The sequence below is a fragment of the Pedobacter sp. genome, from assembly GCF_045628745.1.
Taxonomy (GTDB): domain Bacteria; phylum Bacteroidota; class Bacteroidia; order Sphingobacteriales; family Sphingobacteriaceae; genus Pedobacter.
In genome coordinates, this window is record NZ_JAZQPU010000078.1 from 1 (window position 1) to 15549 (window position 15549).

Sequence of the window (15549 nt, forward strand, 5' to 3'; positions counted from 1 at the left end):
TCGAGCTGGCGCACCGGCGTCTCGTCGGCATGCAGGCAGGCGCGCTGGCGCAGCAGCTCGCCAAGGCGGTCGGCCAGCGGCTGCAGGGCCACGCCGATGCGGCCGATCCACTGTGCCAGCGTCGAGCGCGCCAGCGGCACGCCCTGGCGCGCGGCGATCTGCTCGATCCGGTACAGCGGCAAATGATCGAGATATTTGCTGGCGGCGACCCAGGCCAGCAGGCCGGGCGCGGCCAAGCCACCATCGATGACCGCGGGCGGCACGGGTGCCGCCGTCACGGTGTCGCAGGCCCGGCACGCATATTGCGGGCGGATGTGGCGGTGCACGAAGAAACGCGCCGGTTCCACGTCCAGTTGTTCGCTGACGTCCTCGCCAATCTTGACCAGGTGCGCGCCGCACCCGCCGCATGCGCACGATGCGGGCTCGTGACGGTGTTCGATGCGCGGCAGCTCCGGCGGCAGCGCCTGGCGGCCGGCGCGCTTGCGCGCTGGCTTGCTGCTGGCCCGCTTCTCCAGCTCGCCCTCGATGGCGGCCAGGTCCATGTCGAGCGCCTCCTCAAACAGCGAACGCTGCTCGCCGGTGAGCACTTCGCTGGCCTTGCCGTAGCGGATGCGCTTCAGATAGGCCAGTTCGTGCGTCAGGGCCGTGATCTTGAAATCCTTCTCGGCCAGCTGCGCTTGCTGCTGCTCGACCAATGCGCGCACCTGCGCCAGCATGGCGGGATCGATAGCGGTGCGGGCAAGTTCGTCGAGCAGGTCCATGGCCAGGAGTGTAGCGAGCCGGGCCGACGTTTACAAGCAAAACAGTTTACATCAAAGAATTAACCAATCACATTTCGAGGCGCAGGATTATATTAAGGAGCAGACAGGAGTTTTAAAGAAGATACTAGATAAAGCCTATCAATCATTTGTCGGAAGCATGAATGTTTGGAGTGCTTCCATTGAAGAGTTGGATAAACAGCTGAAGGAAATACCTAAATCATTTGCAGTTGAGCATCATCATCATATCGTGCCTAAGTCAAAAGGTTTGATGATTATCCTGATTGTTCTGGTTTTTCTTTCAGTAGCAGGATTAGCATGGGGTTTTGCAAGTTATAAGATTAGCCAGGATTTAAGGGCAGATCAGGTCAAATACAGGATATTCAGACAACAGCTTCCTGACTTGAATCGTCGTATTGACTCTTTGTATTATGAAAATCCGGAAAGGGCTGCAGCAGTTGTATCAAAATTAGAGGCTGAAACAGAATTGAGGAAAGCGGCAGAAGCTAAAAGGAAAGAGGCTGAGCAAGTTGCTAAGGAAGCGGCGATTTTGCAGCAAAATGGAAATGCGAATTAAAAACCTTTCCCGTAATTGTGCTATATTCAATGTCTGTTAAATAAAGTTCTAAGGAAGCTTAGTTGTTTCGAGAGGGCTAAAGTTTACAAAATCATATAACTAATGGTAAATATTTAGCTATTTTAGGGCGACAACTAAATCTGAAATGCTTTAGACAGTTTCATTTAACAGTTGCTTGTTTCGTGAAGCTTCTTTTAGATAACATAATCAGGGTTTTTATCAGTAACCTTCATAATTAACTGGAAAGGAAACCAAAATTGCAGAGAAGAAATTTAGCATTAGGGACACAGGGCGGATCTATTTTTATAAAAATTCGTGGCTTTACGTGGGATAAATAGAACAATAAGCTAATTATATGTTAAGGTGCAGAGATAAAATACTGCAAGCTTTGCTAGTTTTGCAAATATGTTTTAAAAAAGCCTATTTTAGCAAATAACGTTTTAGAAGTAGTTTTAGCTGCTTACATCTAAGGGGATTTTACCGGATAATGAATTTAACCTCGTATCACGCAAAATACTTTGCGTACGAATTGACAAGGCAATTGCCTTCTAATGATATAGGAAAGCTTACAGCTTCCCTGCAAGATGCTCAGGTGGATTTGAATCCGCACCAGGTAGAAGCGGCTCTCTTTGCTTTTCAATCACCATTATCTAACGGTGCTATTTTAGCCGACGAAGTAGGCTTGGGAAAAACCATTGAAGCAGGAATAATACTGTCTCAGCAGTGGGCAGAGCGTAAACGCCAGCTCTTGATTATATGTCCGTCTAATCTCCGGAAGCAATGGAACCAGGAACTTGCTGATAAATTCTTCTTGCCTTCAACAATTCTGGAAACCAAATCTTTTAATCAGGCTATTAAGGAAGGAAACTTAAATCCTTTTAACTCGAAAAATAATATCATTATATGTTCCTACCAGTTTGCCCGAAACAAGGCAGCCTATTTGGAACAGACTCGTTGGAACTTAGTAATCATTGATGAAGCACACCGTTTGAGAAACGTCTATAAAGCTTCGAACAAAATAGGCAATACTATTAAAGAAGCGTTGCTGGATAAAAAGAAGGTACTTCTAACAGCAACACCTTTGCAAAACTCGGTGTTAGAATTGTATGGCTTGGTAAGTATCATTGATGATTATGTATTTGGCGACTTGAAAAGTTTTAAAACCCAATACAGTAAGCGTTTGGACGAAGGCGATTATGATGAGCTAAAGAACCGGTTAAAGCCGATATGCAAAAGAACGCTTCGTCGCCATGTGCTGGAGTATATCAATTACACAAAGCGTAGAGCTATACGCGAAGAGTTCTCTCCCACACAGGAAGAACAGCAACTTTACCTGGGGGTTTCCGAATATCTGCAAAGGCCCAGGTTATTTGCCCTCCCTTCAAGTCAGCGTCAGTTAATGACACTGATATTGAGGAAACTGCTTGCGTCTTCTAGTTATGCTATCTACGGAACGCTCGATGCGCTCGTAAAGAAGCTCGAAAATCTTGTTGTAGAGAATGAAACGAACTTGTTCAACGATATACAAGAAGATTATGAATCGCTGGAAGAAGTTGAGGATGAATGGGCAAGCGACGAATCAGAAGAGGGTAATGATTTCGAAGAAGTTGTCTACACAGAAGCAGACCTAAAAGATATTAGAGCGGAAATTGAAGACTTGAAAAAGTTCAGGACTCTCGCTCATACAATCAGAAAAAACAGCAAAGCAGAACATTTATTTATTGCGCTTAAAAAAGGATTTCAGGAACTTGAAAAGTTAGGGGCTAATCAAAAGGCGTTAATTTTTACAGAATCCAGGCGGACTCAGGAATTTATTACTAATCTATTAGAAGCAAGGGGCTATGCAGATAAAGTGGTTCAATTCAATGGAGCCAATAACGATGCAAAGTCAAACGCCATTTATAAAGATTGGTTGAAGGAGCATAAGGGAACCGACAAAATTACTGGTTCTCCAACTGCCGATAAAAGAGCTGCTTTAGTTGATTATTTCAGAAACGAAGCAACTATTATGGTTGCCACCGAAGCTGCCTCCGAAGGGATAAACCTTCAATTCTGCTCACTGATTGTCAATTACGACTTGCCCTGGAATCCCCAGAGAATAGAGCAGCGTATCGGCCGCTGCCATCGATACGGTCAAAAGCACGATGTTGTCGTCGTAAACTTTATAAACAACTTAAACGCAGCCGATGTACGGGTGTATGAGCTTCTTGAAGAGAAATTCCAGATTTTTGATGGCGTATTTGGTTCTAGTGACGAAATTCTCGGCGCTATTGGTAACGGCGTAGATTTTGAAAAACGTATCGCACACATCTATCAGAATTGCAGAACTCCTGAAGCCATAAAGCAAGCTTTCGATGACCTGCAAAATGAACTAAAACCGGAGATTTCTGAAAAGATACAAGCGGTAAGAGAACTGTTAACTGAAAACTTTGACGAAGAGGTAAAAGAAAAGCTGAAAACCAATCTTTCTCTTAGTAAGGCAAATCTAAACGCTTTCGAGCAAAAGCTTTGGCGCACAACGCAGTACTACTTGAAGAATTTTGCAAGCTTTAACGACGATAATTATTCTTTTAAACTGCTTAAAAATCCTTTCCCTGACGAGAATATCAATCAGGGGCCATACATGATTCTAAGCCCGGAGGAGGGCCAAAAAAAGTCTGACATTTACGTACCTGACGACACCAATATTTTCAGAATCGGCCACAAGTTAGCTCAACGCATTCTTGCGGCTTGCAAACAAGAAGCGACCCCTCGGAAAGAGCTTGTTTTCGATTATACTCATACCCCGACAAAAATAACCGTACTCGAGGATTTGGTCGATCAGTCTGGCTGGTTACAGGCGCAACATTTATCAATCAATTCCTTTGAGGAAGAAGATTACCTTCTGTTAGCTTGCTATACCGACGACGGAGAAGTAATAGAGAGCGAGGTTGCAGCAAGGCTTTTCTCCCTTACGGCATCAGAAAAAAACAAAATCGACGTAACCAACGATGTGTTAAACCAACTTTCAAAACTGATTTTTAAACAGAAACAGGGAGTAATTGCCGTCAACGCCAACCGGAACCGCGATTTCTTCGATGAAGAAATGGATAAGCTCGAGCAATGGGCCACTGATATGAAAATCAGTCTGGAGAAGGAAATCCGCGACCTGGATGCCGAAATCAAGCTACGTAAAGCAGAAGCAAAAAAACAGCTTAATTTAGAAGCGAAGGTAAAAGCGCAACGGCAAATAAAGGAGCTGGAGAAACGCCGAAGTGAAAAGCGTCAGACTTTGTTTGTGGCTCAGGACGATATTGATGAAAAGAAAGAAGTGATATTGACCAGTACAGAGAAAATGTTGAATCAAAAGATTGAACAGAAGGAACTGTTTACATTTAAATGGAAAATAATATAATATGAAAATGGCTACCAAGCGTAAAATCGAAACTGAAAAAGTAACTATTCAAAAAGTCTTTAAGGATTTTTGGTTTCGGATTCCAGAATACCAACGTTCCTATGTGTGGCAATCAGACAACATCACAGAACTTCTGGAAGATATTTTCTTTGCAGCAGAAAATAATCCGGATTCTGAATACTTCTTGGGCTCCTTGGTGTTACAAAAGCGTTCTGTTACTGATTCGGTTCATGGTGCCGAAATAGTATATAACGAATATGACCTGCTAGATGGTCAGCAAAGAATGACTACCATTTTGCTGATTTTGGCTGTCATACGTGATTTAGCAGAAAAAGATGGTTTGAAAAAGAGCTGTTGCAATTTTATCTATCAGCAAGAAGATGAATTTGAGCAAATCCCCGAGAGGCTACGCATGGTCTATAAAATCAGGGATAAGGTTGAAACATTTATTCAGAAACATATTAAGCAAACTGGAGGCACGCAGCTAACTAGTGAGCTGCAAATCGAGGCGGAAATAAAAAATCTGTCAATCTCCAATATGGCTTCTGGAGTATTAGCCATTCACGAATATTTTTCAGATAAAGCCCAGGCGGATATTGAAAAGTTTGCAAAACATCTTTTCAATAACGTTATAGTCATTTATGTGGCTTCAGAAGAATTAGAAGACGCTTTTAGATTGTTTACTATTTTAAACAGTCGCGGAGTTCCATTGACCAATGCAGACATACTGAAATCTTTAAACTTAGGAGAGGTAAGCGAAATTGATTCTATAAAGATGGCTGAGCGCTGGGAAGAGTTAGAAAGTTCAATGGGGAACGAGGACTTTAACCGACTGTTATCGTTTATCCGGACCATTTATGTAAAAGAGAAAGCCAGAGAGAATATCGTCAAAGAATTTGAGGAGAAAATATATAAAGCTAAACCGGCCTTGCTTAAAAAGGGCAAGGAAACTTTTGAAGCAATTTTTTCATACGCAGATATTTATAAAAAAGTCATCTTTTTAGAAGATTTACCGCCGGCGGTTCCGAATGCTTTTCAAAACTTAATTATTATAATGTGGTATGGTTTACCATCAAATGATTGGATACCTCCACTACTCGCTTATTACAAAAAATTTCAGCACGTCCAGTTATTAGACTTTACAATCAGATTAAACAACAAATTCAGTGCAGATTGGATATGTCAGTTAGGGCCATCATCAAGGATTAATAATATGGCCAATGTCTTGAAAGCCATTGAAAAAGCCAAAACGCCGAATGACCTGATTAATGATTCGATTGTCTTCGATTATTCTGTAGAAGACATAAAAAGAAATATAGGAGACAAGATTTATCGTAAACGGTTTGGCAAATATATATTACTGCTGTTGGAGCATTTGATGCACGACCACAATACCGTATTTCCCGAATTTACTAAGCTTTCTGTTGAGCATATACTTCCTCAAAATCCGTCAACCAAAAGCGAGTGGGTAAAACTGTTTACTGCTGACGATATGGAGCAAAATATACACAAGTTAGGAAATCTCTTATTGATATCCAGGAGTAAAAACTCAGCTTTAGGCAGGAAAGACTTTCTGGAAAAAAAGAAAGCCTATTTTTCAGATTCTGTAAGTGTTTTCCCTAATTCGTTAAGGGTAATGCAGTTCAACGAATGGACTTTGCCATTACTTGAACAACGTCACAAAGAGCTCATAAACAAAGTGATTAAGCACTATATTTAATCTTAATGGCCAAGCAAAAATTACAAAAGCTAGAACTTACCTGGGTTGGCAAGGGCGACGAGCCCAAGCTCGAACCACGTATTTTAATAGAAAATCCAGAATACAGCTACGGAGACCCGAATGCCGAGAGCATGCTTATTCACGGCGACAATTTGTTAGCACTAAAAGCATTAGAGCAACATTATGCAGGTAAAATTAGATGTATTTACATTGACCCGCCATACAATACAGGCAATGCCTTCGAACACTACGATGATGGAGTAGAGCATTCCATATGGCTAAACCTAATGTATCAGCGCTTGAAGCTGTTAAAAAACTTGCTTCGTATCGATGGTGCAATCTTCGTGCAAATAGATGACGAAGAGTCAGCTTACTTGAAAGTGTTAATGGATGAAGTTTTCGGGCGACAAAATTATATTAATACTATATCTGTAAATATGAAGAACATTGCAGGTGCTTCAGGGGGTGGTGAGGACAAGAAATTAAAGAAAAATATAGAGTACATTCATATATACGCAAAAGATTATGGTGTTATCCCAAATTTCAAAGGTATCTATGATTATATACCCGTTTATGAGTTAGTTGAGCGATATCGACAAGAAGGAAAAAGCTGGAAGTATACTTCTGTTCTTTTCCATGAGGGGGAAAAGCAATATATCGGTTCTACGGTGGATGGCGAACAAAATGAGATTAAGATATATCTAAGACTGAACCCTGTGTTTAAGTCCATAAACCAAATAATAAGGGAAGAAAAACTTTCGGAGAAGGAAGCTTACTATAAATATTCTAGCAGAATCTTTGAGGCTAAGGATGCTCAATCTTCAATTCGTCAACGTATAATTAACTCACGTAAAACCTTTGGAATAACGGAGGATTTAGTTTCAATTGAATACGTTCCTAAAACTGGCAGAAATAAAGGCCAGCTTTATGAACAATTTTATAAGGGTCCTCAGTGTAGATTGTTAGCTTGGCTAGGAGATATTGGCGAAAATATAAATGGAGTATTGTATAAAAAGAATAAACTTGGTACCTACTGGGATGCCACTTCTACAATAAACAATCTTACAAAAGAAGGCGGGGTGCAGTTTGCGAATGGAAAAAAACCGGAAAGCTTAGTTAGCCGAATAATTGAAATGTCTACAGATGAAGGAGACATAGTACTCGATTCATTTCTAGGTTCCGGCACAACGGCAGCGACATCATTGAAAATGAATAGGCATTTTATTGGAGTTGAAATTGGTCAACACGCTAAAACGCATTGTTTCCCGAGATTAAAAAGAGTAATTGTTGGGGAAGACATGGGAGGTATCACCAAAGTCGCAAACTGGCAGGGGGGCGGCGGATTCAAATTCTACACATTAGCACCAAGCCTTCTAAATAAAGACAGTTTTGACAATTGGGTTATCAACAAAGAATTTAACCCCAGTATGTTAGCTGCCGCAATGGCTAAGCAAGAAGGTTTTTCATATCTGCCGCACGAACACAAATACTGGAAACAAGGAAATTCTTCAGAACAAGACTACATATTTACAACGACGCAATTTCTTACAGTAGAAGCATTGGATAGTATTCAGGCAGAGATGCAGCCTAGCGAAAGTTTGCTTATCTGTTGCAAAGCCTTCCAGAAGGAATGTAAAAACAGGTACCCGAATATCACCATTAAAAAAATTCCGCAGATGCTATTAAATCGCTGCGAGTTTAACCGAGACGATTACAGCTTAAATGTCGTAAATCTTTCGCATGAAGAATCGACAGATCCTAATGATGAGTTTGTTGACCCAATAGAAACTGTACAAGAGATTAGGGATAAGCTGGGTGATCAGAGTCCTCAACAAAGTCTTTTTTAACCAATGCTAATTTGTCCGCTAATAAATGAATGCAATTGCAAATAATATAAAACAACGCCTTTCCTTACGGGAGCCGCTTCAGGAAGCATTAGATATTGTGGTGCAACTGTCGGAACAATTATCATTGATGAAAATTTCTTATGCACAAGAAGATGCGGATGTGTTTTTACAGGAGGAATTAGCCAAAGTAAAAGCTTTGTTCCCAACCTGCACCAACTTCGAGCGGGATTTCCCTTCGCTGGCTTTTTCTATAGCCACCGGAGTAGGAAAAACGAGGTTGATGGGTGCTTGTATTGCATATCTTTATTTAAAAAAGGGCATCAAGAACTTTTTTGTCCTCGCACCCAACCTTACCATCTATGATAAACTAATTGAAGATTTCGGCAACCCTGCCTATCATAAATATGTGTTTAATGGTATTTCAGAATTTGTACATAACAGGCCGGTAATTATAACAGGCGATAACTATATGCAACAAGGAGCATTGTTCAATGACTCTGAGATTCGTATAAATATCTTCAACATTGCTAAGTTCAATTCTGATAACAAGGGTATTAAACAGGGTGGCGTAAGCCTGGCGCCTAAAATTAAACGTTTATCCGAATATCTTGGGGAATCGTATTGGCAGTATCTATCTGGCTTAGACGAACTGGTGATATTAATGGATGAAGCGCACCGCTACCATGCGGATGCTTCAAAAAATGCCATTAATGAGTTAAAGCCTGTTCTAGGACTGGAGTTAACGGCTACTCCCTTCGATGAAAAGGGCAGGGCCTTTAAGAACATTGTATATGAATATTCTTTAGCCCAGGCACTAACCGAAGGAAAGTTTGTAAAGAACCCTGCAATAGCTACACGTAAAAATTTTCTGAAAGGTTCGCTCACTGAAAAGGAAGTTGAAATTATAAAACTAGAGGATGCAGTTAGTGTTCATTTAGATACAAAAAACGAGTTAGAGGTTTACTCGAGAAACAATGATGTTAAACTGGTAAAGCCTTTTATTCTGGTAGTCTGTAAAGACATAGCTCACTCTAAGGAAATATTTGAACTAATAAATTCTGATGAGTTTTATGACGGTGATTTCAAAGGGAAGGTTCTGCAAATAGATTCTTCAACACGTAAGGAAGAAGAAGTTGAGCAGCAATTTCTCGCCTTGGAAAATACAGACAATGACATTGAAATCGTCATCCACGTAAATATGCTCAAGGAAGGTTGGGACGTGACCAATCTTTACACTATTGTTCCGTTAAGAGCTGCTAACGCAGCGGTCTTGGTAGAGCAGACTATCGGTCGTGGTTTGCGCTTGCCTTATGAAGGTAAACGAACCGGCGTTGATAAAATTGATAAGTTAACGGTCATCGCTCACGATAACTTCGAAAGTGTTATTCAGGCCGCTCAAGACCCTAATTCGGTGTTAAATAAAATCAGCTTCATTGAAATAGAAGAGGACGATTTACGAACAAAGACGGAGGTGGTAACTTCAAAGCCGGTGATAGAAAAAAGTTTTGATGCGGAACAAAAGAAGATAGATATAATTACAGATACCCCCACAAAGCAAAAAGCACAAAACGGACTGGATGCAAAGAAGGCTATCATTTATGCTCTACCACAATTCAATTCCTTACCCGAAGTTCGCAAGATTGATGATTTTAGTAAAGAAGAGGTTAAAACGAAGGTAATTAAGCAAATAGAGGAAGACCTCTCCAAGGGTCAGGTGAATTTGTTTGCTTCTCAGATATTAAAGGACGCAATAGAAATCTATGAAAAAGTTGTAGCGGACTACAAAAAGAATATCATTGAAATTCCCCGAATGGACTTAGTTCAGGGAGATGTTGAAGCAAGCTTCAATGTGTTTAATTTAGATACTGAGAGTTTTACCTTTCAGGCCTTAGAGCAGGAGATTATCAGCATCGGGTTGAAAGATAAATTAGTTGTAACTATAAAAGCCAAGTCAAGCGGCTCCTACGGTAATCCGGTTAACAATATCATCGCCGCCCTGATTGACTATCCCGAAATTGACTATGATGATAATGCAGAGCTTTTATACAGTTTAGCAACCCAAGCTTATGAGGCTATAAAAGCACAAATTGACGATACAGACAATATTTCTCAAGCAATCTTCCAGTTTAAAGGAGCTATAGCTTCGAAGATTTATGCACAGATGAAAGACCACTTTGTACTAAACACGCCTGATTATGTAGCACCCAAGGTACTGCCATTTGTCAAGATAGAACCTTGGAATTTCTCTGCTTTAGTTAATGCAGGTTATCGTGATTATCGGGACATAATTACTCCAATCAGCCTTATTCCGAAATTTGTATACAGAGGCTTTGAGAAAGGCTGTCATTTTGAATATAAGTTTGATTCTAAAGCTGAGCAGGATTTAGCGTACGTTTTTGAGCACGACAATTCGGTAATTAAATGGTTGAGGCCTGCGCCAAATCAATTCCGTATTTACTGGGATAATAACTCAAAGCAATATGAGCCAGACTTTGTAGCCGAAACCGAAGGCACCATTTACATGATTGAGCCCAAGTCAGCATCCGAAATGCAGACCCTGGATGTATTAGCAAAAAAAGCCGCCGCAGAAAGATTCTGTAAATATGCGACTGATTACACGCTCCAAAATGGCGGCAAAGCGTGGAAGTACTTATTGGTGCCGCATAATGAAATTACAAGAACGATAAATTTGAAGTATTTAATTGCAAAGTTTAGTTAGTTGGATAATCATACGATAAAGGGAATTATAAATTGAAATATACCCGCTTATAGTTCCAGATCGGGCCCTTTCGACGAATTTGGCTGTAATATAAATGCTAGCCTTCAGTAGGGTGTTTTGCAGCAAGCTCTTGAAGTTTCAGAATCGTTTCAGCGTCATCCTTAACTTTGTGGTAATAATACATGGACTTAGGCAAGCAAGTAATCTTGCAAACCCTGCAAATGCTTATATGATGCGTGGGAAATCACATAAGCAGCCATATCTTTTCGCGGGCAGGGCTTTAGAACTTTTTTGATAATACATCTTTAAATATTTATGATCCAGAGGAAGCTCAGCATACATATGTTTTAACCGGCGGTTCTCCCGGCCTTTAGCTCTTGGAGGTGTGCTCAAGTTCGAAGAGGGTGTATTTGCTATTATCGTGCAATGGATTTCATATAAAAACCCATAAATTAGCTCAACATTAACGCTTAATAAAATATATATGGCGAAGGCCGGCATGTTTGCCAAATCTGAACACGAGGAATTAAACAGGATTACTTCGAAGTCTATCTTAGAGAAATTAATGAATATTCGGCAAAAAATAAATGTCGAATTTACGGCGCGTCGACTCGTTTGGGAGCTTATCCAAAATGCCAAGGACAACGTTAGCTTATGTAACGAAAATAATGAAAAAGTGGATGTTAATATTTCACTAACTGAAGATGAATTTATTTTCTCCCACAATAAGGGTTATTTTACTAGCGGGCATATCCGGGGATTAGTGAGGAAATATTCTTCAGGCGATAAAGAGAGAGACACCGAACAATTAGGCAAAGAATACAAAACCACCGGACGTTTCGGAACGGGGTTCATGACCACGCATTTACTATCTGAATCCGTAAAAATTGTCAGTTCCTTTCAACAGGAAGAAAGCGAGTTGTTTCATACTTGCAGTTTCTGGTTGGATAGAACTGGTAAAACAGAAATTAAAATTGTCGAAGGCATGAACAAGGCATTCGATCAAGCAGAAGATAGCATCCTTAAATCTGATGGAGTTGAAAGATCTGATATCGATTTGCAAACATCTTTTATTTATCCCCTAACAGATCAAACTAGGAAACTCGCTCAAGTAGCCCTAGAGGAAGTCCATAAGGGGATCGCTTATACACTAATCAACGTTCCCGCGATTAATTCTCTAACTGTTAATGATGGATTGTCTAGCAAAACCGTTTATCAAGTAAAGATTTATAAGACGCTGACGGCCAAGGAGAATGATATTGTAATTTATAATCTGCTGATTGATCAAACAGAGTCAAAACAATATTTCTTGGCACTTCTGGAAAATCATGTACAGATAATCATTCCAGTATTTTACGATGGCCTGGATTATTTTGTTCAATCACTTAATGAAGATGTACCAAGGATACACCTCGATTTCCCTATGATCGGTACAGAAGATCTCAATCTACCTTTCATTGTAAACAGTACGCTTTTCGAACCTACGGAGCCTCGTGATGGTGTAAGTCTAATTGACGATGAAGATAATGAGTTCGCGCAGCTTAATTGCTCATTAATGCTGAAAGCTGTCGAACTGTATACTCGCTTTTTATCCTTTGTGGGTGAAAATAATGAATGGCATGATCTGTACAACTTAGCGCGAATAAGTTTTCCAGCTAAACGTGCATGGATTGATTCAAGTTGGTTTAACAACAATGTGATTGAGCCAATTAGAACTAGACTACTCCACACACCATTGGTTAATGTGTTCACCGGCGAGAGAAAAGCGATTTTAAATGATTTCGAAGAATCACAGGTCTTTTTTCCTTATGCAGACAAAGAAACTTTTCGAAAAAACATCTGGAGTCTTGCAAAAAGGCTATATCCCAGTTCGGTCCCCGTTGAAAACCAAGTAGATAAGTGGTATGAAGTTGTTTGGTCAGACTGTTACTTCCTGACAATTTCAAGTTTGTCTGAAGACATTCATAAATCTGAAAATATAGAAAACCTCTCTAAACTTCTTGAAGCGGATGAAAATGCGGCTATTGATTTTTTAAGAGGATATTACGTTTTATTGAATATAGAAGCTGTTCATATTAATGATATACTTGCTGATAAGTTCGCAGTAATCCCAAATCAGCTAGGAGAGTTTAGGATTAAATCTGATCTAAACGTCGACAAAGGTATTGATGAGGAATTGAAAAATGCTTGTGCACTTATATCAGTAAATCCCAAGTCATATTTAGTATACCAGGGTGTCGGGACTGGGGATGACATACGTTATCCTCCAAAACAACAGGACGCAATCATTACGGAGATAAATACAATTATTAAAGATAGTTCAAACGACAATATTTCTAGTGTATGTGACTACTTGGCTTCATTGTTTCCCTTGGAAAATATCCCGGAGTACAGACAAGCAATATTTGATTTTTCCGCACGGGTATACCCAGACGATTTTCAACATAAAAGGGTTTTGAAAAATTATGATAAGAAGATTTGGGACGAATCCGACAAAAAATCATTGTATTATATTGTATCAAAGATTTCTGCCGAAAAGACTTTAAGTAGTCTACAGGAGAACCTAGGTTTTGAAAATAAACAGGAAACTCTCAACTGGTTGCATAACTTCGTAAGTTTTTTAGTCAAGAACAAATTTGAAAACAATATTAATAGAGAAAAGAATCCAATTCTTCCGAACCAAAATGGAACCTTTTGTACAAAAGACGATCTATTTTTGGACGCGGGAGATATCGACGAAATAATTAAAGATATAGCGGCCGATTTAGGTTACGATTTCCGTGAAGAATTACTAGATAGTGCGATCTTTCTTGTGCTACCTGAAAATCGGACTTATAATATCGCTGACGTTGCTGAAAAAATAACGACATGTCTAAAGCCTATGTTGAGGGATGTTGATAAAAGAAAAGAACATAAGGATACTTTAAAAAACTTTTATGTGTGGATGAATGACAACCGTGAAAGGGCTGCTAAACATTTCCCTGATTTACATGAAAAGCGGTTTCTCTTTCTCGAAGATGACGACATTTCCCTTAATATAAAAAAAGCGGTAGAGATTGATGAACTCATGCAAGAGCACGGAATAGAAAGTATAGAAGATCTCCGTAATCAGTTGGGGCGGCTAAAAGAGATCAATAGCGAAGCACCCTTCAACAGCGAAGTGCCAGAGAAAGTAAACCTTACCCCAGAGATATTGGCAAGTCTCGGTATAACATCTCAAACTGAATTTGAGGAAGCATTCAAGGATCCTTGGCTCCAAGCTCGATTTTACCATACATCAAACCCAACCAGTAGCAGTTATGCATATGCACAAACATTGATTGAAAGAGCAAAAACAAGGATAGAAGCATTTCTTCGTACTCATCGCGATTACGATTGCACGAATCTTGAAGAAACCGCTAAAACCGTGCTTAGTGGTATCGTGAAAAATGGCGTGATGATAGACATTGTGACTAGGCCATCGGACAATGGCGAGGTTATATTTTATTATTCTTCAGAGAAAGACACATTAGATACCGATACTGCAGAGCTATGGGTCGACAATGGAATATCCGATCCCCATATTCTGACCTTGGGACGGATTTTAAAAAGTACCGGAATAAACCGAATCCCAATTAGGATGAATTAAGCAATGGATTTACAAGGTCATGTTTCTTCACTCATTCTTCAGCCGGAAAGTGAAACACTAGAATACAAGGCGGTGTTACCGCCATCAAAAACAATCGCCCAGGTTATTTGCTCATTCGCTAACACTGACGGCGGACTGCTCATTCTGGGTGTTTCTGAGATCGGAGGATTAAAGGTGTCGGGTCTAAGTGAAGACTTTCGGGCGACCTCAATGACCCATAAAGCTATTGACCTGTTGTCACCCAAGCCATTAGTGGATTACGGGTATGTCCAACACAATGAAAAAAAATTGTTTGCGATCAGCGTTTCCAAATCGCAAGTTCAAATAACAGTGGAGAACAAGGTCTATATTAGAAAAGACGGACGAATTCAAGTGTTAAACCCACCAGCACAGGTATTTCAATCTAATGGCTATACAAGAATTTTCGCTATCAATAATGATCTCGAAGCGTTAAAAGCAAGAACAACCGACTCCAAAAATAAATTAATAGAGCACTATCAAAGTATACTAAAAATGATTGATAGTCTGAAACGACTTCTCTATCCGCAAAGTCCAGCCATGTTTACCACTGTCAAGGAAGGGAAAGTATTGGCAAGAATATTATATTCCTCTATGGTTGATAACTTTGAAACTTACCTTTCCGATATACTATTTGAGATCTATTTGGCCAAGCCCGATACTCTTAAATCTGAGCAAATGGTGAAGGTCGAGGATGTACTTAGTTGTTCTGACATTCAAGAATTTATTACTTTTTTTGCGAAGCAGAAAATTGGTAAATTGCAAAAAGTGCATATTCCGCTCTATAGTTTACCAGCGTTCCGCTGCATAGTTTACCACCCATTCCGCTACAAAGTTTACCAGTGTTCCGATGGAAACCTTACCAGGTATTCCGCTGCAAACCTTACC

General features: G+C 40.1%; 8 protein-coding genes. 7 read left to right on the forward strand and 1 reads right to left on the reverse strand.

Translation table 11 applies throughout. From position 1 onward, the window contains the following. Positions 1 to 761: IS66 family transposase (gene tnpC / locus ACR2F7_RS03585; protein WP_432712222.1), on the reverse strand; the 761-nt coding region annotated here is incomplete at its 3' end. On the opposite strand from tnpC, the gene ACR2F7_RS03590 reads away from it, so the two are divergent. The 7 genes from ACR2F7_RS03590 to ACR2F7_RS03620 form a co-directional block, all read left to right on the forward strand. Next, positions 760 to 1335 (forward strand): hypothetical protein, encoded by a 576-nt coding sequence (locus tag ACR2F7_RS03590; protein ID WP_432712223.1) that lies wholly within the window; start codon positions 760 to 762, stop codon positions 1333 to 1335. The genes tnpC and ACR2F7_RS03590 overlap by 2 nt on opposite strands. A gap of 487 nt (positions 1336 to 1822) precedes the next feature. Further along, complete coding sequence (locus ACR2F7_RS03595) at positions 1823 to 4729, forward strand: SNF2-related protein (protein WP_432712224.1); 2907 nt, start codon at positions 1823 to 1825, stop codon at positions 4727 to 4729. 1 nt (position 4730) lies between these two features. Next, complete coding sequence (locus tag ACR2F7_RS03600) at positions 4731 to 6449, forward strand: DUF262 domain-containing protein (protein WP_432712225.1); 1719 nt, start codon at positions 4731 to 4733, stop codon at positions 6447 to 6449. Positions 6450 to 6454: 5 nt separating this feature from the next. Continuing rightward, complete coding sequence (locus tag ACR2F7_RS03605; protein ID WP_432712226.1) at positions 6455 to 8296, forward strand: site-specific DNA-methyltransferase; 1842 nt, start codon at positions 6455 to 6457, stop codon at positions 8294 to 8296. A 25-nt stretch (positions 8297 to 8321) separates the two neighbouring features. Further along, entirely contained in the window at positions 8322 to 11015 is a 2694-nt protein-coding gene (locus ACR2F7_RS03610) for a DEAD/DEAH box helicase (RefSeq protein ID WP_432712227.1), read from the forward strand. A gap of 484 nt (positions 11016 to 11499) precedes the next feature. Continuing rightward, positions 11500 to 14643, forward strand: a complete 3144-nt coding sequence (locus tag ACR2F7_RS03615; RefSeq protein ID WP_432712228.1) for a sacsin N-terminal ATP-binding-like domain-containing protein — start codon at positions 11500 to 11502, stop codon at positions 14641 to 14643. A gap of 3 nt (positions 14644 to 14646) precedes the next feature. Beyond that, on the forward strand, positions 14647 to 15549 hold a 903-nt coding region (locus tag ACR2F7_RS03620), incomplete at its 3' end, for an AlbA family DNA-binding domain-containing protein (protein ID WP_432712229.1).